Source organism: Limnohabitans sp., assembly GCF_023910625.1.
GTDB lineage: Bacteria > Pseudomonadota > Gammaproteobacteria > Burkholderiales > Burkholderiaceae_C > Limnohabitans_A.
The window spans coordinates 2546525-2568884 of record NZ_JAAVVW010000003.1 but is presented as its reverse complement, the minus strand read 5'-3'; the positions used below and the strand labels follow the sequence as shown (position 1 = coordinate 2568884).

19 protein-coding genes are annotated in these 22360 nt (G+C 60.5%); 9 read left to right on the top strand and 10 right to left on the bottom strand.

All coding sequences use genetic code 11. From position 1 onward, the window contains the following. Positions 1-6: 6 nt before the first annotated feature. The 4 genes from HEQ17_RS15885 to tyrS all read right to left on the bottom strand — a co-directional run bounded on the left by HEQ17_RS15885 (position 7) and on the right by tyrS (position 3667). Entirely contained in the window at positions 7-945 is a 939-nt protein-coding gene (locus HEQ17_RS15885; protein WP_296293642.1) for a DMT family transporter, read from the bottom strand. A 73-nt stretch (positions 946-1018) separates the two neighbouring features. Further along, entirely contained in the window at positions 1019-1462 is a 444-nt protein-coding gene (dtd, locus tag HEQ17_RS15880) for a D-aminoacyl-tRNA deacylase (protein WP_296293641.1), read from the bottom strand. After that, complete coding sequence (locus HEQ17_RS15875; protein WP_296293640.1) at positions 1459-2385, bottom strand: cation diffusion facilitator family transporter; 927 nt, start codon at positions 2383-2385, stop codon at positions 1459-1461. The genes dtd and HEQ17_RS15875 overlap by 4 nt, the downstream gene beginning before the upstream one ends. Positions 2386-2434: 49 nt before the next feature. Continuing rightward, positions 2435-3667 (bottom strand): tyrosine--tRNA ligase, encoded by a 1233-nt coding sequence (gene tyrS / locus HEQ17_RS15870; RefSeq protein ID WP_296293639.1) that lies wholly within the window; start codon positions 3665-3667, stop codon positions 2435-2437. 85 nt (positions 3668-3752) lie between these two features. Between tyrS and HEQ17_RS15865 the strand changes: the two genes are divergently transcribed. Continuing rightward, the gene (locus HEQ17_RS15865) at positions 3753-5276 is read left to right on the top strand and encodes a peptidoglycan DD-metalloendopeptidase family protein (protein ID WP_366938054.1); all 1524 of its coding nucleotides are present in this window, start codon (positions 3753-3755) and stop codon (positions 5274-5276) included. 66 nt (positions 5277-5342) lie between these two features. Further along, positions 5343-6482 (top strand): anhydro-N-acetylmuramic acid kinase, encoded by a 1140-nt coding sequence (locus HEQ17_RS15860; protein WP_296293638.1) that lies wholly within the window; start codon positions 5343-5345, stop codon positions 6480-6482. Positions 6483-6514: 32 nt separating this feature from the next. Here HEQ17_RS15860 and erpA read toward each other — a convergent pair whose 3' ends face one another. The 3 genes from erpA to rplM all read right to left on the bottom strand — a co-directional run bounded on the left by erpA (position 6515) and on the right by rplM (position 7884). After that, a complete protein-coding gene (erpA, locus tag HEQ17_RS15855; protein ID WP_108354256.1) occupies positions 6515-6880 on the bottom strand; it encodes an iron-sulfur cluster insertion protein ErpA in 366 nt (121 codons plus the stop codon). A 168-nt stretch (positions 6881-7048) separates the two neighbouring features. Continuing rightward, on the bottom strand, positions 7049-7441 hold the full coding sequence (rpsI, locus tag HEQ17_RS15850) for a 30S ribosomal protein S9 (RefSeq protein WP_053172304.1): 393 nt from the start codon (positions 7439-7441) through the stop codon (positions 7049-7051). Between the two features lie 11 nt (positions 7442-7452). Beyond that, positions 7453-7884: a 50S ribosomal protein L13 gene (gene rplM / locus HEQ17_RS15845; RefSeq protein ID WP_296293637.1), complete on the bottom strand. Its 432-nt coding sequence runs from the start codon at positions 7882-7884 to the stop codon at positions 7453-7455. A gap of 197 nt (positions 7885-8081) precedes the next feature. Here rplM and rlmJ point away from each other — a divergent pair, with 197 nt between their 5' ends. The 6 genes from rlmJ (at position 8082) to HEQ17_RS15815 (ending at position 13038) form a co-directional block, all read left to right on the top strand. Next, positions 8082-8969, top strand: coding sequence for a 23S rRNA (adenine(2030)-N(6))-methyltransferase RlmJ (gene rlmJ / locus HEQ17_RS15840; protein ID WP_296293636.1), 888 nt, complete (start codon positions 8082-8084; stop codon positions 8967-8969). Between the two features lie 177 nt (positions 8970-9146). Beyond that, on the top strand, positions 9147-10178 hold the full coding sequence (paaA, locus tag HEQ17_RS15835; protein WP_296293635.1) for a 1,2-phenylacetyl-CoA epoxidase subunit PaaA: 1032 nt from the start codon (positions 9147-9149) through the stop codon (positions 10176-10178). Next, positions 10175-10483 carry a 1,2-phenylacetyl-CoA epoxidase subunit PaaB gene (paaB, locus tag HEQ17_RS15830; RefSeq protein ID WP_296293634.1) on the top strand — a complete coding sequence of 103 codons (309 nt, stop codon included), beginning with the start codon at positions 10175-10177 and terminating at the stop codon, positions 10481-10483. The genes paaA and paaB overlap by 4 nt, the downstream gene beginning before the upstream one ends. A 56-nt stretch (positions 10484-10539) precedes the next feature. Beyond that, positions 10540-11352, top strand: a complete 813-nt coding sequence (paaC, locus tag HEQ17_RS15825; RefSeq protein WP_296293633.1) for a 1,2-phenylacetyl-CoA epoxidase subunit PaaC — start codon at positions 10540-10542, stop codon at positions 11350-11352. 9 nt (positions 11353-11361) lie between these two features. Beyond that, complete coding sequence (gene paaD, locus HEQ17_RS15820; protein ID WP_296293632.1) at positions 11362-11898, top strand: 1,2-phenylacetyl-CoA epoxidase subunit PaaD; 537 nt, start codon at positions 11362-11364, stop codon at positions 11896-11898. Between the two features lie 36 nt (positions 11899-11934). Then, the gene (locus HEQ17_RS15815; RefSeq protein WP_296293631.1) at positions 11935-13038 is read left to right on the top strand and encodes a 2Fe-2S iron-sulfur cluster-binding protein; all 1104 of its coding nucleotides are present in this window, start codon (positions 11935-11937) and stop codon (positions 13036-13038) included. 80 nt (positions 13039-13118) lie between these two features. Here the strand turns inward: HEQ17_RS15815 and HEQ17_RS15810 are convergent, their stop codons facing one another. Beyond that, positions 13119-14963 (bottom strand): ABC transporter ATP-binding protein/permease, encoded by a 1845-nt coding sequence (locus HEQ17_RS15810; protein WP_296293630.1) that lies wholly within the window; start codon positions 14961-14963, stop codon positions 13119-13121. 39 nt (positions 14964-15002) lie between these two features. On the opposite strand from HEQ17_RS15810, the gene HEQ17_RS15805 reads away from it, so the two are divergent. Then, complete coding sequence (locus HEQ17_RS15805; RefSeq protein WP_296293629.1) at positions 15003-15413, top strand: acyl-CoA thioesterase; 411 nt, start codon at positions 15003-15005, stop codon at positions 15411-15413. Positions 15414-15442: 29 nt separating this feature from the next. On the opposite strand, the gene HEQ17_RS15800 is transcribed toward HEQ17_RS15805, so the two are convergent. Beyond that, complete coding sequence (locus HEQ17_RS15800; protein ID WP_296293628.1) at positions 15443-15925, bottom strand: thioesterase family protein; 483 nt, start codon at positions 15923-15925, stop codon at positions 15443-15445. A gap of 52 nt (positions 15926-15977) precedes the next feature. Continuing rightward, positions 15978-22274, bottom strand: coding sequence for an excinuclease ABC subunit UvrA (locus HEQ17_RS15795; protein WP_296293627.1), 6297 nt, complete (start codon positions 22272-22274; stop codon positions 15978-15980). Positions 22275-22360: the final 86 nt, after the last annotated feature.

The following is a 22360-nucleotide window of genomic DNA, read 5'->3' as shown; positions in this document are numbered from 1 at the left end:
GGATCTTCAGGGTGTCTTTCTCCGACCTTCCCTGCGGGCAATCCACACCGTAGCCCACAAAATCACAAATGCCCCCAACCAAGTGGACTGGCTGGGCACATCATCAAACACCAGCCATCCCAGCAGCGAGGCCCAGACCAGGTCCAGGAATCGCAGCGACTGAGTGGACGAAATGTCGGCCAGAGCGAATGCCCGGGTCAGGCAATAGTGGGCCAGCGTCCCAAGCACTCCGGTGGCGGCAAAGCCCCACCATTGCATGGTCGTGGGCATTTGCCAGTTGGGCACGGCCATGGGCAAACTCAGCACGGTCACCGTGATGGCTTGCCACAACACGATGACACCCGGTTTTTCGTAACGGGTCAGCGCTTTGGTGATGAGGAACGAGGCCGCAAACACAGGGGCAGACGCCAACATGACCAGGTTGTACCACCCACCATCTCCCGTCATTTTGGGCAAGACCACCACCATGACACCCGCAAAACCAATGATCGCAGCGATCCACCGGTCTTTGCGCATGGGCTCGCCCAGAAACCAGGCTGCACCGATCATGATGAATATCGGTCCGGTAAAACCAATGGCAGTCATGTCGGCCAGCGATATTTTAGGCAAAGCCGTGAACCACAGCACCAGCCCCAGGGTATGCACGCCACCGCGCCAGAACTGGCCGACCATGTTGACAGGCATACAGGCCCGCCAACCGTCCCTGTAAACCCAGGGCAGGATCACCAACAAACCAAAAAGGTAACGCAAGAATTGGGACTGATAGACATCCAGATGCAGCGTCAGATCTCGGGCGATGGTGTTGAGAACGGAAAACAACAATCCACCCAGAACCATCCAGACCATACCGCGCACGGCCGGGGGCCAGTTGGCGAGTGTGCGCAAACCCCGTCGTTGGGCCAGGGACCAACGGCGTCTGGGGTCAGAGGGTTTGCGCCGACTCAAGCGTTAACCCGTGGTGAGAAAAGCATCACACCGGCATCTTAGGGGGTGGACGGGGCCCAATGCGTCGCTTGGGTTACGCGCTCATGCGCATGGGAATGGTGACGGGACCGTCATTGATGAGCGTCACTTTCATGTCGGCAGCAAAGCGACCGGTTTGCACCACAGGGTGCGCCTTTTTCGCCTGGGCTACAAAGTGCTCGTACAAACGGCGGCCATCTTCTGGAGCGGCGGCCTGAGTGAAGCTCGGGCGATTGCCTGCAGTCACATCCGCCGCCAGGGTGAATTGACTCACCACCAGCAAGCCACCGGCCACATCTTGAACACTCCAATTCATCTTGCCGGCTGCGTCACTGAAGATGCGCAGCTTGAGCATTTTGCTCAGCAGGCGTTCGGCCACAGCTTCGGTATCGCTTTTTTCGGCGCACAACAGCACCAGCAACCCCGCGCCGATCTGGCCCACCACAGCGCCCTCCACTTTGACGCTCGCTTCGCTCACCCGTTGCAGCAGCGCCATCATTTCAAGTCCTTTGCATCGCCAAAATGCCCTTCCACATCGCTGGGCAAGAGCTGAATGGTGGCGCGCAAACCGGGCACCTCGCTCATCAATGCCTGCTCTACGCTGGTGCGCAAAGCAGCGGCACGGCCCAAGGTCCAGCTGGCGGGCATGTGCATGTGCACATCCACAAAACGGCGTTGTCCGGCTTTGCGGGTGTTCAGGTGATCAAAACGGATGATCTCGGTCTCGCCACGCTGGTGCGCAAAGCCATCCAGAACCCTTTGCACATCGGCCAGCACCTCTGGCTCCAGTGCCTCGTCCATCAGGCCTTGCGAGGAGCGCCAGACCAAGCTCCAGCCTTCTTTCAGAATGTTCAGGGCCACGCCGATGGCGACCACCGCATCCAGCCACAGCCAGCCACTGACACTCACCAGACCGATGCCCACCACCACCCCGACCGAGGTCCAGACGTCGGTCACCAAATGCCGGGCATCGGCCTCCAGGGCCAGTGAGCGGTGTTGCCGGGCGGCGCGAAACATCAGCCAGGCCAGCAACCCGTTCAGGGCCGAGCTGCCCACCGACAAGGCCAGGCCCCAGCCTACCTGCTCAATCGGTTGTGGGTCGAACAAGCGATGAACCGCCACCCAAATGATGCCCAGGGCAGCCACCAAAATCAGGATGCCTTCGAAGCCGGAAGAAAAATACTCGGCCTTGTGGTGACCGTAGGGATGGTCGTCGTCTGCGGGGCGCGCCGCGATGGTGACCATCATCAAGCCAAACACCGCACTGGCCAGATTGACCAGCGACTCCATCGCGTCCGACAGCAAGCCGACTGAATCGGTCAGCCACCAGGCACCGGTTTTGAGCGCGATGGTGATGCACGCCACCACCACCGCAGCCCACAGCATGCGCTTGGGTGTCATCCAAAGGTCAACCGTTTTCATGTGCTCAAAATAAACCCGCCAAAGCGATCTGTCCGTGCGTCAGCCCCGCTCAAGCCAGCGTCACCTTGGCAAACTTGCGCTTGCCCACTTGCACCACGTAAGTGCCCGCTTCCAGCCTCAGCCCCTTGTCGCTGACCAAACCGGAGTCCACGCGCACGCCGCCGCCGTCCACCAAGCGGCCTGCTTCGGTGGTTGAAGGCGCCAAGCCGGCGGCCTTGAGCAAGGCCCCAATGCCCATGGGCGCACCGGATAAAGACACTTCGGCGATGTCGTCGGGTACGCCGCCCTTGCTGCGGTTGATGAAGTCCTGCTCGGCCGCTTCGGCTGCTGCCGCGCTGTGGAATCGCGTGGTGATCTCCTTGGCCAACATGCCCTTGACGTCTTTGGGGTTGCGGCCAACCTCGACCTCTTTTTTGAGCGTCTCGATCTCGGCCATCGATTTGAAGGACAGCAGGGTGTACCAGCGCCACATCAGGGTGTCCGAGATGGAGAGCACCTTGGCGAACATGGTGTTGGGCTCTTCGGTGATGCCGATGTAGTTGTTCTTGGACTTGGACATCTTGTCCACGCCATCCAGGCCTTCGAGCAGCGGCATGGTCAGGATGCACTGCGGCTCCTGGCCGTATTCAGCCTGCAGGTGTCGGCCCATCAACAGGTTGAACTTCTGGTCTGTGCCGCCCAGCTCCAGGTCGGCCTTGAGGGCCACCGAGTCGTAGCCCTGCATCAGCGGGTACAAAAACTCGTGCACCGATATCGGCGAGCCCGCCTTGAAGCGATCATGGAAGTCGTTGCGCTCCATCATACGGGCCACGGTGTACTTGGCCGCCAACTGGATCATGCCCATCGAACCCAAAGGTAGCGACCACTCGCTGTTGTACCGGATCTCTGTTTTGGAGGGGTCCAACACCAGACTGGCCTGTTTGTAATAGGTCTCGGCGTTCGCCTTGATCTGCTCAGGTGTGAGCGGCGGGCGGGTGCTGTTGCGGCCCGACGGGTCGCCTATCAGGCTGGTGAAGTCGCCAATCAAGAAGATCACCTGATGCCCCAGGTCCTGGAGCTGGCGCATTTTATTGAGCACCACGGTGTGGCCGATGTGGATGTCGGGCGCGGTCGGGTCCAGCCCCAGCTTGATGCGCAGCGGCACACCCGTGGCCTCGGACTTGGCCAGTTTATGCAGCCAGTCCTTCTGCGGAATCAGCTCCTCACAGCCCCTCAAAGTGACTGCCATGGCCTCACGGGTCTCGTCCGTGACCGGGAGTTTTGTATCAAGCGCTTGATTCATAAGGGTTTTTTCTGAAGTCAGATGGTTTTAGACAGGTACAATACCCCGTTCTGTCCAAGTCGCCCATTTTAGGACGGCCAGAAGATTGCTCACCGCCCCCTTGCAGGCTTTGATCTACAAGGGGATGAAGACCCTCGAATTCATGTCGTTTTTTGCTGCCCTCCTGTCTCGTCTGGCTTCCCTGTTAACCCGTATTTTGTTCCTGTGCACCTCCGTGCTGGGCGCATTGTTGGCGGGTGTGCAGCGCGTGCTGAATTGGTTGGATGGGCAACACCCCGTCCTTGCCTCCAGCACCAAAGCCCTGACCGCTTGGCTGGCCCGCCACCCCAAAACCATCAGCGCCAGCGTGGCTTCGATTTTGCTGGCTGGCGGGGGCGGAGCATTTGCCATTGCCAACCTGGGGCCTGATATCGCCGACTCGCCCGTGGTCATGGTCACCGTTCCTGTGGCCATTGCCCAACTCCAGGAGCAAGCCCAAACGCTCGATCAGTTCAGCATCAACCTGACGCGCAGCGATACCACCCGCTCGTCTGACAACCCCGCAAGTCTGCTTCGCCGATTGGGAATCGTGGACGCAGAGTCTGCCCTTTTCTTGCGCAACCACCCCTTGGCCAAGCAGGCCCTGCGTCCTGCCGGACGAGCCGTCACGGCCGAAGTGGACAACCAGCAACGCCTGCTGACCCTGAATGTTCGTTGGCTCAACAAAGAAACGGACACCTTTTTTCAGCGCTTGGTGATTCAACGTGGCGACAAGGGACTGCAAGCGGCGCTTGAAACCTCTCCCATGAACACCAGTATCCGCATGACCAGCGGTACAGTGACCCGCTCTCTCTACGATGCGGCCGACGAAGCCCGTTTGCCCGACGCCGTGATCAACCAGCTCACCCAGATTTTCTCCAACCAAATCGACTTTCATCGGACCTTGAAAAGAGGTGCCCGTTTTTCGGTGGTTTATGAGGTCCTGGAAGCCGATGGTGAACCGGTCCGCACCGGACGCGTGCTGACCGCGGAGTTCAACAATGGCAACAACACCTATGAAGCCATATGGTTCCAGGAACCCGGTCAAAAAGGCAGTTACTACAGCCTTCAGGGGAAAAGCCTGAGCCGCGCCTATTTGGCATCGCCTGTCCCCTTCTCTCGCCGAACCAGTGGTTTCACCATGCGTTTGCACCCAATCTTCAAAACCCTACAGGCCCACCGGGGCGTTGACTATGCAGCCCCCACCGGAACGCCTGCCCAATCCGTGGGAGATGGTGTCGTGATTTTCGCGGGCATGCAGGGCGGGTATGGCAATGTGGTTGAGATCCGCCACGGCACTGGTCACACCACCTTGTACGCGCACTTGAGCAAGATCCATGTGCGAAAGGGTCAATCTGTGCAAAAAGGCCAAACCATTGGCGCTGTCGGCTCCACAGGCTGGTCCACTGGACCCCATCTGCATTTCGAATTCCGAGTCAACGGTGTTCATGTAGACCCACAAAAAGTCATTCAGCAAGCGCAAGCGCTGCCTGTCGCGCCAGCTGCCATGCCCCGGTTCAACGCCCACGTAGCTCAGGCCAAGGCTCAGCTCTTGGCTGCAGCGCAAATGCGAGAAAGCAATATCCAGTGACGACAAAGGGCCGCAAGGCCCTTTTTTGATGCCCAACCTTTTTTCTACCCGCCTTTTGTCCTTTTGATGGCTTCCTCGTTCTTCATCGGCCTGATGTCGGGAACCTCGCTGGATGGCGTGGATGGCGTCCTCGCGCAAGTGGAAAGTGGCGGCCGTCTGATTGTGATCGCCCATGAATTTGAGGCTTTCTCAGCGCCATTCCGCAGCGAATTGCTGCGACTCAACGAACCTGGACCGGATGAACTGCACCGCAGCGCTTTGGCGGGCAACGCCATTTCGCGCCATTATGCGCAGGTGGTTCATCAATTGCTGCAAACGACCGGCTTGTCCCCTGCACAACTGGTTGCCATAGGCGCACATGGCCAAACCGTTCGCCACCGCCCCCTGGCTTTTGATGGCGACGCTGCGACCCAACAACCTGCCAACGGCTACACACTGCAACTGATCAACCCCTCCTTGCTGGCCGAGCTGACCGGCATCGACGTAGTCGCTGACTTTCGCAACCGTGACCTGGCCGCAGGTGGCCAGGGCGCGCCGCTGGTCCCCGCTTTTCATCAGGGCGTGTTCGCGCAAAACTCGGCTTGTGTGGCTGTACTCAACATAGGTGGCATTTCCAACCTGAGCGTACTGGGCGAAGACTCAAGCGTGCGCGGCTGGGACTGTGGGCCCGGCAACGCCCTGATGGATTTTTGGTGCCACACCCACATGGACCAGCCCTTTGACCACGATGGAGCCTGGGCTGCACAAGGCCGCATTCAGCCCGCCTTGTTGCAGACGCTGATGGCCGAAGACTTTTTGCACCAAACGCCCCCAAAAAGCACTGGGCGCGACCTGTTCAATCCGGCTTGGCTGCAACACAAACTTGCCCAGCATGCAGACCTGGCCCCACAGGACATTCAGGCCACACTGACCGAATTCACCGCGCTGGCCTGCGCCAAAGATGTGCTGCAACATGCAGCCAAGGCCTGCGAGCTGGTGGTGTGTGGCGGCGGTGCCTTGAATGGCCACTTGATGACACGACTGGCATTGCACCTGCCCCGCTTGAATGTGCTCAGCAGCGATGCACGGGGATTGCCACCCCTGCAAGTCGAAGCGGCGGCTTTTGCATGGTTGGCCTACAAAACCATGCGGCGTGAAACCTCCAGCCTTCCCAGCGTCACGGGCGCCCGAGGCGCCCGTATTTTGGGGGCGATTTACCCCCGCTGATGCCCGGCGAGTCCAGCTCGCCGATGAAAAATTCAGGTCGAAAAAGATGAACCGCAGCCGCAAGTCGACGTGGCGTTCGGGTTCTTGATCACAAACTGTGCACCTTGCAGGTCTTCTTTGTAATCGATCTCGGCACCCGTCAGATACTGGTAGCTCATGGCATCGATCAGCAGGGACACCCCGTTTTTGCTCATGGTGGTATCGTCTTCGTTGGTGATTTCATCGAAAGTGAAACCATACGAAAAACCCGAGCAACCACCACCTTGCACAAACACGCGCAACTTCAAATCTGGGTTGCCTTCTTCTGCGATCAGATCGGCCACTTTGGCGGCCGCACTGTCGGTAAAGACAATCGGATCGGGCATGACAGTTTGGATATTTTCAGCAACAGCGCTCATGGTGTTTCTCCGGTTCAGTGCAGAATAGTATAGCGCGCTGATCGGGAATTACCGACTGTGCCAAGCAGTAACGCTACTGGCCTCATGGGCTTTTCGCCCAACAAGCGCCCAAACAAAAAGCCGCCACGGCGAACCGGTGCGGCTTTTTGATGAAGCAGAAAAAGCGGATTAACGCTTGGAGAACTGCTTGCGGCGGCGAGCGGAGTGCAAGCCGACCTTTTTACGTTCGACTTCACGAGCATCGCGAGTGACGAAACCAGCTTGGCTCAGCATAGGCTTGAGCGAAGCATCGTAGTCAATCAGGGCGCGGGTGATGCCGTGGCGCGATGCGCCGGCTTGACCGGATTCGCCACCGCCGTGCACGTTGATCATGATGTCGAAAGTTTCGGCATGGTTGGTCAACATGAGGGGTTGCTTGGCGATCATGATCGAAGTCTCGCGACCAAAGTAGGCTTGGATGTCCTTGCCATTGACCGTGATCTTGCCAGTGCCTTTTTTCAGAAACACGCGGGCGACGCTGGATTTGCGACGGCCTGTGCCATTGTTCCATTCACCAATCATCTCAAGGCTCCTTAGATGTCCAGCACTTTAGGCTGTTGGGCGGTGTGTGGGTGCTCAGCGCCACCGTACACCTTGAGTTTTTTGATCATGGCGTAACCGAGTGGGCCCTTGGGCAGCATGCCCTTGACAGCCTTCTCGAGTGCGCGGCCAGGGTGCTTGGCTTGCATGTCGCGGAAGTTGGTGGCAGTGATGCCGCCTGGGTAGCCGGAATGGCGGTAATAAATCTTGTCGGTCGTCTTGGCGCCCGTCACTTTGAGCTGGGCAGCATTGATGATGACGATGAAGTCACCGGTGTCGACGTGAGGCGTGTAAATGGCCTTGTGTTTGCCGCGCAAACGGAGAGCAACTTCGCTGGCTACTCGTCCGAGGACCTTGTCGGTCGCGTCAATCACAAACCACTCGTGCACGACCTCAGCGGGTTTGGCGCTGAAAGTTGTTGTCATGAGTTTTCTCTTTGAAGAAAGGTTTGTCGGGCCCTTTTCCACGGTCGGTGCTCCTCTTTTGGGAGCCTCTTAGGTGGGAGATTGCTTGAACCTTTTCAGGATCAGGCATCTTCGCCGCGGGGCCACAAAATCGCTGCGAAGCCCGCCATTATACGAAAAATCAAGGACTTGCAGAAGTTATTGGTTACCATCAAGCCATGTTCAGTTACCGACACGCTTTTCACGCGGGCAACCATGCCGATGTGCTCAAACACATCACATTGCTCGCCACCATGCGCCACCTCATGCAAAAAGAGGCTGGCATCACCCTGATTGACACCCATGCTGGGGCGGGCTTGTACCGTTTGGACGGCGATTACTCGCAAAAGGGAGGAGAGGCTGAAGACGGCTTGTTCAAACTTCTGGCCGCCGCCGAAAAGCTCGACACTCTGCCTGACCCCGTCCAAGACTACCTCGAGCAAATTGCCAGCTTCAACCCGAACGGGCAAGCCAAGATTTACCCCGGCTCGCCATTTTTGATGCACAAACTCATGCGCCACGCGTCACGCGACCGCCTGCGTCTGTTTGAGCTGCACCCCACCGACAGCAAATCTCTGACCTCCAACGTGGCGCAACTGGAAGCCGGTCGCACCATCACCGTCAGCCGCGAAGACGGCTTTGAGGCGCTCAAAAAGATCCTTCCGCCCCCGCCATCGGCCACTGGCTCCAAGCGGGCCATGGTGCTGATCGACCCCAGCTACGAGATCAAATCGGATTACAGCAAGGTCGCCGGCGTCATTCAGGAATACCTCAAGCGCTTTTCGACCGGCACATACTTGGTTTGGTACCCCATCATTCCAAGGCCTGAAGCGCACGACCTGCCCAAACGCCTGCGCACCCTGTCCAACCAGGCTCAAAAGCCCTGGCTCAATGCCACGCTGGCGATTGGTAGGGGACCCGGCGACGAAGGCGGCCTGGTGGCCAGCGGCATGTTTGTCATCAACCCGCCTTTCACGCTGAAGGACCAGATCCGCAAGGCTCTGGACATGGTGGGACCGGCTTTGGCTCGCGGATCCGGCAAAAACTGGGCCGTTGAGTCCTCTTGAACGTCATGGCTTGGCCTGCATTGACGATCTTGGCCAGGCCTTTTTGATTCCAAAAATCAGGATCAGGGAAAAACCTGATCGCCGAGTCTCCAGATTAACCGACCGCACGGTCGGTTAATGGGTATACTGGCACCTGCGCCAAGATCATTCCGTCCTGTTTGGCGCAGGAGACCCGCCATGTACACCCAATCATTCAGCGTCCCGGACGGTTCCGAAGACGTCAAGTCGGCCAACCTGAAGGCCGTGCCCAAAGCCCTGAGTGCGCAAGACGCTGCCCTGCAAGCGGCCTTTGACGCCCGCATCGACGCCGATGGCCGCATTGAACCCCGCGAGTGGATGCCCGAGGCCTACCGCAAGACCCTGGTGCGCCAAATCAGCCAGCACGCCCACAGCGAAATCGTGGGCATGCTGCCTGAGGCCAACTGGATCAGCCGAGCCCCCAGCCTCAAGCGCAAAACGATTTTGATCGCCAAGGTGCAAGACGAAGCCGGGCACGGCCTGTACCTGTACAGCGCCGCCGAAACCCTGGGCACCAGCCGCGACCAGATGCTGGATGCGCTGCACACCGGCAAGGCCAAATACAGCTCCATCTTCAACTACCCCACGCTCAACTGGGCCGATGTGGGCGTGGTCGGCTGGCTGGTCGATGGCGCGGCCATCATGAACCAGGTGCCCCTGTGCCGCTGCTCTTATGGCCCCTATGCCCGCGCCATGGTGCGCGTATGCAAAGAAGAAAGCTTCCACCAGCGCCAGGGCTACGAAGCCTTACTGGTGATGATGCAAGGCACGGCCGAGCAAAAAGCCATGGTGCAAGACGCCGTCAACCGTTGGTGGTGGAAGTGCCTGGCCATGTTTGGCCCACCCGATGCCGACAGCCCCAACAGCGCGCAAGGCATGCGCTGGGGCATCAAACGCATCAGCAACGACGATCTGCGCCAGAAGTTTGTGGACGCCACCGTGCCACAAGCCAAGGTGCTGGGCGTGACCCTGCCCGACCCGGATTTGAAGTGGAACGAGGCGCGTGGTCAACACGACTACGGCCAGATCGACTGGGACGAGTTTTGGGCCACGGTGAATGGCAACGGGCCTTGCAACAAAGAACGCCTGGGCGCCCGCGTCAAGGCTTGGAACGATGGCGCCTGGGTGCGCGAAGCGGCTCTGGCCCACGCCCGCAAACAACAAGCACGCCAAATGAAGGAGGCCGCATGAACGCCACTGCCAACACCGCCGCATTGAAAGAATGGCCCCTGTGGGAAATTTTTGTTCGCTCCAAGCAAGGCCTGGAGCACAAGCACTGCGGCAGCCTGCACGCATCCGATTCGGAACATGCCCTTCAAATGGCACGCGATGTGTACACCCGCCGCCAAGAAGGCGTGAGCATCTGGGTGGTGCCCTCGGCCAACATCTCGGCCAGCGAGCCCAACGACAAGCCCGAGTTCTTCGACCCGGCCAGCGACAAGGTGTACCGCCACCCGACCTTTTACCAAATCCCCGACGAGGTCGGCCACATGTGATTCATGTTTGGCGTTCAGCGATCAGCGTTGAGCGTCAAGCCCACGACTCGTCCAATATGAACACGCTCAACACCCAACACTCAAAGCCCAACGCGCCAGTCGACTACCTGCTGCACTTGGCCGACAACGCGCTCATCCTCGGTCAGCGCAATGCCGAATGGTGTGGCCACGGCCCCATCCTCGAAGAAGACATCGCGCTGTCCAACAACAGCCTGGACCTGATCGGCCAGGCCCGCATGCTTTACCAGCACGCGGCCTCGCTGCAAGGCGCCGGTGCCACCGAAGACACGCTGGCTTATTTCCGTGATGTGCCGGACTTCAAGAACTACACTTTGTGCGAATTGCCGCACACACCTTTGATGTCGGCCACAGCGCAGGGCGACCGCGATTTCGCCATGACCATGGCACGCAACTTTCTGTACAGCAGCCTGATGGTGCTGGTCTGGGACCAGTTGCAAAACTCCAAAGATACGCAATTGGCAGCGATTGCCGCCAAGTCGCTCAAGGAAGTGCGTTACCACTTGCGCCACTCGCGCGACTGGCTGGTGCGTCTGGGCGACGGCACTGACGAGTCCCACGCCAAAGCGCAATCGGCCATCGACCAGCTGCTGCCTTACACCCAGGAGTTTTGGGCCAGCAGCCCGCATGAAGCCGCCGCACTGGCCAATGGCACGGGCGTCGACCTGGCCGCCTTGCAAAAAGACTGGAACCAGATCGTTCAGGATGCCCTGCAAGAAGCCACCCTGCAGCGCCCAGCCGATGGCGGCTTTGTGCCCACAGGCAAGCAAGGCCTTCACTCCGAGCACCTGGGTTTCGTGTTGGCCGAGATGCAAAGCCTGGCCCGCACCCACCCACAAGCCACCTGGTAAGCCCTGCGCATGTCTTCCTTCACTTCGCAGCCCAGCACCGCCGATGTGGCCCGCGCTTGGACCCTGCTCGACAGCTTGACCGACCCGGAAATCCCGGTGGTCACTTTGCGCGAGCTGGGCATTTTGCGCGACGTGCGCGCAAGTGATGAGGGGTTGGAGGTGGTCATCACGCCCACTTACAGCGGCTGCCCCGCCATGGGCGCGATCGAGGACGATGTGAAAGCCCTGTTGCAGGTCCACGGCTTGCAAGGCCGCGTGGTCACGCAGCTGGCCCCCGCCTGGACCACCGACTGGATGAGCGAAGCCGCCAAAGACAAGCTGCGCGCTTATGGCATCGCGCCGCCGCATGCCTGCGCCAGCAGCGGCACAGGGGCGGCCAGCGTAGTGCAGTTTGCAGCGCGCGGGGCCAAAGCCGAGGTGGTGCACTGCCCGCAGTGTGGCTCGACCAACACCACCGAAACTTCCCATTTCGGCTCGACCGCTTGCAAGGCCCTTTACCGGTGCCTGGCCTGCATGGAGCCCTTCGATTACTTCAAACCTTACTGAGCGGCCACAAGCCGCCCAGCTTCAGAGCCTCAAGCCATGTCCGCACCCCGATTTCATGACCTCCCGATCGCACGCATCAACCCCGAAGCGGCTGGAGCGGTGGCGATCACGCTGAACGTGCCCACCGAGCTGCGCAGCAGCTTCGACTTCCAGCCCGGCCAGTTCCTGACCTTGCGCGCCGACATTGCTGGCACCGATGTGCGACGCAGCTACTCCATCAGCTCGGCCCGCAGCCAGCTGCAAAAACAAGGCATGCTCGAGGTGGGCATTCGCCCGGTGCATGGGGGCGTGTTCTCCAACTGGGCCGCCACCCAACTCCAAGCAGGCGACACCTTGCGCGTGATGCCGCCCGATGGGCGCTTTGTGGTGCAGCGCCCCCGTGCGATTCACCGCGTGGGCTTTGCAGCAGGCTCGGGCATCACGCCCATCCTGTCCATCTTGTCGAGCACCCTCGAAGAGCAACCCGACTCGAAGTTCACCTTGGTCTACGGCAACCGCCGCATGGACAGCGTGATGTTCAACGAAGCGCTGCAAGACCTGAAAGACCGCTACCCTTCGCGCCTGACGCTGATCCACATCCTGTCGCGCCAAGCGCAAGAAGTGCCCTTGCTCGAAGGCCGCATTGATGCCGACAAAGTGCAAGCCATCATCGACGCGTTTTTGCCTGTGGGCAGCATGGACGAGGTGTTTGTGTGCGGACCCGAGGCCATGATCGAAGCCACCGAGCAAGCCTTGCTGACGGCCGGCGTGAAAGCCGAACGCATCCGCACAGAGCGCTTCAGCTCACCCACACTCGATGCACTGCCGCCCGAAACCCGCGCCAAAGCCGTGCTGGGCCATCCCGCCACGCGCGAGCAAGGCGAAGTGCAGCTCACGCTGGTGTTGGACGGCAAGCCCTACAACCTGCCGATGAACCGCAACGAAAAGATTCTGGACATCGCCTTATCGCTGGGCCTGGACCTGCCCTACTCGTGCAAGGCCGGGGTGTGCTGCACCTGCCGCTGCAAAGTCATGGAAGGCACAACCGAGATGGAGAAGAACTTCACCCTCGAAAAACCCGAAGTCGAGCAAGGGTTCATCTTGTCCTGCCAGGCACGCCCCACCAGCGGCCGCGTGGTGGTGAGTTTCGACGAGCGCTGATCAAGGAAGCACCCGTCAAAGAACGGCTTGCTCGCGTCAGCTCAGGCGTAGATGCAGCGACATCTTGGCAGGGCCGGCACTCATTCGGCCGACTGCTGCATCGCCCACATGCTGGCGTAGCGGCCTTGCTGGGCCAGCAACTCGGCATGGTTGCCGCGCTCGATGATTTGCCCGGCCTCCATCACCAAAATCTCGTGCGCGTCCACCACCGTGGACAGGCGGTGCGCAATCACCAGCGTGGTTTTGTTTTGCGCCACGCTGGCCAACTCGGCCTGAATGGCGCGCTCGTTGGCAGAGTCGAGCGCCGAAGTGGCTTCGTCAAACACCAGAATCGGTGGGTCTTTGAGCAATGTCCGGGCAATGGCCACGCGCTGCTTTTCGCCACCCGATAACTTCAGGCCGCGCTCGCCAACCGAAGTTTGGTAACCCTTGGGCGTAGAGGCGATGAAGTCGTGGATGCGGGCCGAACGGGCTGCACCCTCGATCTCGGCCTGGCTGGCACCGGGCCGACCATAGGCGATGTTGTAGGCCACGCTGTCGTTGAACAGCACCGTGTCTTGCGGCACGATGCCCAAGGCTTGGCGCACACTCGATTGCGTGACCTGCCGAATGTCTTGCCCTGCAATGCGGATGAAGCCCTGCTGCACATCGTAAAAACGGAACATCAGGCGCGCCAGCGTGGACTTGCCCGAGCCCGAAGGGCCGACCACCGCCACGGTTTTGCCGGCCGGAATCATGAAGCTGATGTCTTTCAAGATCGGGCGATCGGGTTCGTAAGCAAACGACACGCGGTCAAACACCACATCGGGTGCGCCTTGCAAGGTCAGAGCGGGCGCACCCGGCGCATCGGCCACTTCGCGCTCGCGGTCCATCAGCACAAACATCTTGTCCAGGTCGGTCAGGCTTTGCTTGATCTCCCGGTACAGCACACCCAGAAAGTTGAGCGGGATGTAGAGCTGGATCATGAAGGCATTGATCATGACCAAATCGCCCAAGGTCATGCGCCCAGCCACCACACCTTCGGTAGCGCGCCAAAGCATGGTCACCAGAGCCGCAGCGATGATGAGCTGCTGCCCGGTATTGAGCAAGGACAAAGAGGTTTGCGCCTTCAGGCGCGACAAGCGCAGGCGCTCCAGGCTTTCGTCGTAGCGACCCGCCTCGAACCGCTCATTGCCAAAGTATTTGACGGTTTCGTAGTTCAGCAGCGAGTCTATGGCGCGGGTGTGTGCCGCCGAATCGAACTCGTTGGCTTGCTTGCGGTAAATGGTGCGCCACTCGGTGACGCGCACCGTGAAAAAGATATACAAGCTCAAAGCCATCAAGGTGATACCGGCAAACCAGGCATCGAATTTGACAGCCAGAATCGTCAATACCAAACACACCTCGATCAAGGTGGGCACGATGCTGTACAGAGAGTAAGAAATCAAGGACTCGATGCCGCGCACCCCGCGTTCAATGTCCCGCGTCATACCGCCGGTCTGCCGCGCCAGGTGGAAACGCAGGCTCAGCGCGTGCAAGTGCTCAAAGGTCTGCAAGGCAATGCTGCGCGATGCGCCTTGTGTAGCTTTGGCAAACACCAACTCGCGCAACTCGGTGAAGGCCGAGGTCAGCAAGCGCAAAGCGCCGTAACCCAACAGCAGCGCCACCGGCACCACCAACACCGCTTGCGGATCGCTGGGTTTGAGGCTCATGGCATCGACCAACTCCTTGAGCAGCAGGGGCACACTCACATTGGCCAGCTTGGCAAACACCATCAGACTCAGTGCAATGCCCACCCGCCACTTGTACTGCCACAGGTAAGGCATGAGACGCGAAAGGGTTTTCCAGTCGCCGCCTGGAAGCGACTTGACCATCGCCCCGGCGACGGCGTCCGACTGGGGTGAATGGGGAGTTGCAGAGGCAGCAGGCTCGCCGTGGTGGCGCATAGGGGACAATCCGGTTTTGAGTTCAACCCCATTGTGCCCATGTCTAACGCCCCTAACCCTCAAACCATGTCTTTGCCCACTGACCAGGAGTTGGTGCTCAAGGTCATCCCCATGCCCGCCGATTGCAACGCCAGCGGCGATATCTTTGGCGGTTGGGTCATGGCCCAGGTTGACCTGGCCGGGGCTGTGCTGCCCGCGCGGCGCGTGCGAGGACGCATGGTCACAGTGGCCGTGAACGAGTTCATCTTCAAGCAACCGGTCAAAGTGGGCGACATCCTGTCGTTTTTCTCACGCATCGTGCGCGTGGGCCGCACCTCGGTCACTGTCAAGGTGGAGGTGTTTGCCGAGCGTTTTCGGCTGCAGGGCCAGTACATCAAGGTGACTGAGGCGAACCTGACCTATGTGGCAGTAGACGAACAAGGTCACCCGCGCGCCGTTCCCACCGAATGAGCGTTGAGGCCAGGGTCTCAGATGCAGAATCAGGACACGATGTAGGCGGCCGCACCCGTGGACATCAAAGTCCCGTCCGGACCAAAAAACTCCATACGAGACGAACCCACCCGCGAGCCCACGCGCAAGGCGTTTGCGGTGATGATGAAGTAATCGCCAATACCGGGGCGCAAGTAATCCACCCGCAAATCGATGGTGCCCAGCTTGGCAAAGCGCTCGAGGCGTTTGGAAGGAGGCTCGTCCATGTGCTTGGCCGCCAGCGCAGCCATCACGGCCGCGCTGCCAATGGCATCCAGCACCGCGCTGATGACCCCGCCGTGAATACGGTTGTAGGCAAAATGCCCCACCAGCTCGGGTCGCATGTCGATGCGGGCCTCCACCCCTTCGGGCGCGATTTTGACCAGCTTCAGACCCAGCGTCTTGTTGAAAACGATTTTTTCTTCATAGATCTGGCGAAAGCCTTCGATGTATTCAGGCTCCAGAGCAACGGATGTGTGTGGGCGGCTGGGCATGACCTGATTCTATTGAATGCCGGGGCACCGACCTGATTCGTCTTGAATCACATCAAACCCGGGCCAGCACCGGCCCCAGCGCCACGCCGGTGTGCGTGCCCAACAGCACCAAGGCCTCGGGCGTCATGGCCGCCACAATACGGCCTCCAGCGTTGCCGCCTTCAGGTCCCAGGTCAATGACCCAGTCGGCTTCGGCGATCACATCCAGGTCGTGTTCGATCACGATCACGCTGTGACCGGCGTTGACCAGTCTGTGCAGCACGCTGATGAGTTTGTCCACGTCGGCCATGTGCAGGCCCACCGTGGGTTCGTCCAGCACATACAGGGTGTGCGGCGCTTTGTTGCCGCGCTTGCCCACCTCGTCGCGCACCTTGGTCAGCTCGGTCACCAGCTTGATGCGCTGGGCCTCACCACCGCTCAATGTCGGTGAAGGCTGGCCCAGCGTGAGGTAACCCAAACCCACATCCTTGAGCAACTGCAGCGGGTGCGCGATGCTGGGCATGCTGGCAAAGAAGTCCACGGCCTCGTCGACTTCCATCTTCAGCACATCGCCAATGCTTTTGCCGCGCCAGGTGACCGCCAGCGTCTCGGGGTTAAAGCGGGCGCCACGGCAAGTTTCGCAAGGCACTTTCACGTCGGGCAAAAAGCTCATCTCGATGGTGCGCATGCCCTGGCCTTCGCAGCCGGGGCAACGGCCTTCACCGGTGTTGAAGCTGAAGCGCCCGGCGTCATAACCACGGGCTTTGGCCTCCAAAGTTTCGGCGAACAGTTTGCGAACCGTGTCCCAAAAGCCGATGTAAGTGGCAGGGCAGGAGCGCGGTGTTTTGCCAATCGGTGTCTGGTCCACTTCGAGCACGCGGTCAATGGTTTCAAAGCCTTGTACATCCGTGCAGGCCGACAAAGCCACGCGTTGGCCAGCGTCTTGTGCGGTGCGTCCGGCAAAGGTCGATCGCTGGTTGACCAGCGCTTGCACGTTGGTCAACAACACATCGCGGGCCAAGGTGGATTTGCCCGAACCGCTGACGCCGGTCACGGCCACCAGTCGCTTGAGAGGCACCTGCACATCGACCTGGCGAAGGTTGTGCAGGTTGGCACCTGTCAAGCTAAGCCATTGCAGGGGAGTCGCTGCAGTCTCTGAAGCTTCTGCGTGGGGCCGTGGCGTGGGCGCTGATTTTGGCGTACCCCCGCCATATGAAGCGGCCGCGCCACCGCCCCGCGCAGAAGTACCCACAACGCGACGAACCTGCATCGGATGTTTCATCGCATGCAACAAATAGCGCCCGGTTTGCGAATCGGTCGACGCCGTGATGTCAGCCACCGACCCTTGGGCCACCAAGCGGCCACCGCGTTTGCCAGCACTCGGGCCGATGTCGATGATGTGGTCGGCGCGGCGGATGGTGTCTTCGTCGTGCTCCACCACCACCAGCGTGTTGCCCTTGTCGCTCAGGCTTTGCAAGGCGTTGAGCAAAATCCGGTTGTCGCGCGCGTGCAGGCCAATGGTGGGCTCGTCCAGCACGTAGCACACGCCTTGCAAGTTGCTGCCCAGTTGCGCGGCCAGGCGAATGCGCTGCGCCTCGCCGCCCGACAACGTGGGCGCACCCCGATCCAGCGTGAGGTAACCCAGGCCCACTTCTTCCAAAAATTCAAGGCGGCTCTTGATCTCGGGCACCAGATCGCGGGCAATGTCGGCGTCGCGGCCGGTGAGGTGCAGCTTGTCAACCCATTGCCGCACATCGGTGACCGACAAACTGGCGATGTCGGTGATGCGCCAGCCCTGGCCTGGGGCTGCGCCCAAACGCACAGCACGCGCCGTGGCATTCAGACGGGTGCCTTCGCAGCGGGGGCAGGCCACATTGGCCAGGTCTTCGATCTCGGGCTCAGCAAAGGTCTGCTCGCGGCCCTTGTCTTTGTCGTCGCGCACCGAGTCGTCGAACACTTGGCGTTCGTCTTTGCTGAGCTTGACGCCCGTGCCCACACAGTCGGGGCACCAGCCATGTTTGCTGTTGTACGAAAACAGACGTGGGTCGAGTTCGGCATACGAGGTGTCGCATGCGGGGCAAGCGCGCAGTGTGGAGAAAACGCGGTGCTGCCCGATGCGGGCGGTGGACTCGCCACTGAACATGGCTTCACGCAAACCGTCCAGATCGCTCAGCACATGGACCACGCCTTTGCCGTGCTCCAGCGTTTTGGTCAGGACTTGGCGCAGCGCGGTTTCTTGGGCGGGCAACACATCCAGGCTCGCCACGGGCAACTCGATGTTGTGTTCTTTGAACCGGTCAATGCGCGGAAAACCTTGCGTGGGCAAAAAGTCGCCGTCCACGCGCAAGTGCGTGTAACCCCGCGGCCGCGCCCAATCGGCCAGCTCGGTGTACACGCCCTTGCGGTTGACGACCAGCGGCGCCAGCAGGCCAATGTGCTGGCCCTTGAACTGCGTCATCAACTGGGCAATGATGCTGTCGGGCGTTTGCGGCTGCACGGGTGTGTTGTCGTGCACGCAGTGCTGAATGCCGAGCTTCACGAACAAAAGACGCAAGAAGTGCCAAACCTCGGTGGTGGTGCCCACGGTGGATTTTCGACCACCGCGCGACAAACGCTGCTCAATGGCCACGGTGGGCGGAATGCCATACACCGCATCGACCTCGGGGCGGCCTGCGGGCTGCACGATGCTTCGGGCATAAGCGTTCAGGCTTTCCAGATAGCGGCGCTGCCCTTCGTTGAACAGGATGTCAAACGCCAGCGTGGACTTGCCCGAACCGCTGACGCCGGTGACCACGTTGAACTTGCCGCGGGGAATGTCCACGCTCAGGTTTTTGAGGTTGTGCTCTTTGGCGTTGACGATCTGAATGTTGTTGTTCAAAACAGGCGCGCGTTTGGCAGGTATTGCGAGAGATCCTGCAGCCTCGCGACCCCGAACGCTCGCCAGCGAGGCTGCGGTGTCAGAGGGTGACGATTTGGGCGTACCCCCGCCGTATGAGGAACCCGGTGACACCGCAGCCTCGCCCCCATAGACATTCGATCGACCACCCTCACCCCCATAAGTGCTCAAACGCTCAGCCACACCCAACACCTCCCCCATGGACTCGGCGTACTCACGCAACGCCAGCCCCGTGTGCGATGTCGCGTGCTGACGCACATCTTCGGGCGTGCCCTCGGCCACGATCAAGCCCCCGGCATAACCACCCTCTGGCCCAAGATCGATCAACCAATCGCTGGCGCGGATCACATCCAGGTTGTGCTCGATGACGACGAGCGAATGCCCGGCTTCGAGCAGCTTGCGCAAAGCGCGCATGAGCTTGGCAATGTCGTCAAAGTGCAGGCCGGTGGTCGGCTCGTCAAACAAGAACAGCGTGCCTTTGCGCGCCAAACTCTGACGACTCTTGGACGCGCTTTTGGCGGCCTCGGCCAAAAAGCCTGCGAGCTTGAGGCGCTGCGCCTCACCACCCGACAAGGTGGGCACGGGCTGACCCAGACGCACGTATTCCAGGCCCACATCCACAATGGGCTGCAGGGCGCGGATGACTTCGCGGTCTTGCGCAAACAAAGCTGCAGCCTCGCTCACGGTGAGCTGCAAAATGTCGGCCACGTTGAGGTGGCGCACCCCGCCGCCGATGGCCTGGCGCTCGATGGTGATCTCCAAAATTTCGGGGCGGTAGCGCTTGCCGTCGCAATCGGGGCAACGCAGATACACATCGCTCAAGAACTGCATCTCGACATGCTCAAAGCCCGAGCCACCGCAGGTGGGGCAGCGGCCATCGCCACCGTTGAAGCTGAATTTGCTGGCGGTGTAGCCGCGCTGGCGCGAGAGTGGCGCGGTGGCAAAAATCTCGCGGATCGCATCCCATGCACCCACATAGCTCACCGGGTTGGAGCGGGCGGTTTTGCCAATCGGTGACTGGTCCACAAACACCACATCGCTCAGGTGGTCCGCACCCAGCAGGCGGTCGTGCGCGCCGGGTGTTTCGGTGGCTTTGCCAAAGTGGCGCATCAGCGCCGGGGCCAACACGTCCTGGATCAAACTCGACTTGCCCGAACCACTGACACCCGTGATGGTGACCAGGCGCTGAAGCGGAAAGTCCACGCTGATGTTTTGCAGGTTGTGCTCGCGGGCGCCTTCCAGAATCAAACGCGGTGTGCTGTCGCTCACCATGCGCTTGAAGCCCAGGCCGACTTGCTTGCGCCCGCCCAAATAAGCGCCCGTCAGCGTGTCGGCGTTGCGCAGGTCTGCGGTGGTGCCGTCAAAAACGATCTGCCCGCCGCGCTCACCGGGGCCGGGGCCCATGTCGATCATGCGGTCGGCCGCCATCATCACGGCCGGGTCGTGCTCGACCACCACCAACGTGTTGCCCGCGTCGCGCAGGCGGTGCATGGCCAAGGTGATGCGGTGCATGTCACGCGGGTGCAGGCCGATGCTGGGCTCGTCGAGCACAAACAGCGTATTGACCAGGCTGGTGCCCAAGGCGGTGGTGAGGTTGATGCGCTGCACTTCGCCGCCGCTGAGGGTGCGGCTTTGGCGGTCAAGGGTGAGGTAGCCAATGCCCACGTCGCACAGGTATTTGAGGCGGGTGGTGATTTCTTCTAACAGCAGTTGCAGGGCTTTTTGTTCGGCGCTTTTGCTTTGCCCTGGTTCTTTGGAGGTTCGGTCTGCATCAGAGCGGGGGGCGGGCTCCTCATGAGGCGGGGGTACGCCAAAATCGTCGCCCGCCCCCCGCTCTGACGCAGACCTTGTGGTCGATCGAGCGTCTAGCGACATCTCTGTCGCTGCCTGTGTCTGTGCCTTTGCCTGTGCTTCTGTGTGTGCACCCGCCCCTACGGCTTCGGCCGGGGATGGGCTGGGCGACGATTTTGACGTACCCCCGCCGTATGAGGAGCCCAGCCCATCCCCAGCCGGAGCCTCCCCAGTAACCAGGGACACATGCCCAGAAGCAGACACCCGGTCGAAGAACAAGCGCAACCGATCTAGCGGCATGATCATCATGTCGTGCAAGCTCAAACCCGGCAGCGCCTCCAACTGCGCGCGGGTCCACTTCACACCTGCGGGCATGAAGCGTTTTTCAACAGGCAACACCCCATCGGCATCTGAATGACTGCCAATGCGCCACAACAAACTCTCGGTCTTCAGACGTGCCCCTTGGCAACTGGGGCATTCGGTGTAGCTGCGGTACTTGGACAAGAGCACGCGGATGTGCATCTTGTAGGCCTTGCTCTCCAGGTACTCAAAAAAGCGCTTCACGCCGTACCACTGGTGGTTCCAGCGGCCCTTCCACTCGGGCGAACCGTTGATGACCCAGTCTTGCTGGGCTTTGGTCAGCTTGTCCCACGGCGTGTCACGCGGAATGCCCGCCGCCTCGGCATGCCGCATCAGGTCGTCCTGGTTTTCTTGCCATGCCGGGGTTTGCAAGGTCTTGATGGCCCCAGCGCGCAACGTGAGCTTGGGGTTGGGAATGACCAGGCCGTAGTCGACTCCGATGACGCGGCCAAATCCCCGGCAGGTCTCGCACGCGCCCACGGCCGAGTTGAAGGAAAACATCGACGGGATCGGATCGGTGTAGCGCTGGTCGCTGTCGGGGCAATGCAGACCTGTGGAAAAGCGCCAGATGTCGAAAGCGGGCTCAGAGGAAGAAGATAAATTGGGATCTGACCCCAATTTTTCTACATACACATTCAGACGACCGCCACGTTTGAGGGCCACTTCAATGGCTTCGACCACGCGGGCTTTTTCGGCGGTGCCGATGCGAAAGCGGTCGGCGATCACGTCCAACATTTTGCGCGGGCCGGTGGGGGTGGCCACTTCGCGCTCGGCCTGCACCTTGGTGAAGCCGCTGGCCGAGAGCCATTGCTCAACCTGCTCGGCGCTGGTGTTGGCAGGCAGCTCGACCGGGAAGGTCAGGTACAAGCGCGGGTCACCCGCTTGCGCGGCACGCTGCGCCAGCTCGGCATAAACCGTGTCGGGGTTGTCGTGGCGTACCGGCTGGGCGGTGTCTTTGTCAAACAACTGGCCCAAGCGTGCAAACAACAACTTGAGGTGGTCGTTCAGCTCGGTCATGGTGCCCACAGTGGAGCGTGAGCTGCGCACCGGGTTGGTCTGGTCAATCGCAATGGCCGGGGGCACGCCTTCGACCTTGTCGACTGCCGGTTTGTCCATGCGGTCCAAAAACTGGCGGGCGTAGGCGCTGAAGGTCTCGACATAGCGGCGCTGGCCCTCGGCGTACAGCGTGTCAAACACCAGGCTCGATTTGCCCGAACCGCTGGGGCCAGTGACCACCGTGAGTTCACCGGTGCGGATGTCCAGGTCGAGGTTTTTGAGGTTGTGCTGACGGGCACCACGGATGCGGATGAGACCTGGGGACATGCTGGGCTTTGGGGTATGGAGGCCAAACATTCTAGGGCCCGCAGCGATGACCCACGCGTTGGCGTGCCTTCTGAGGGTTTATTGAC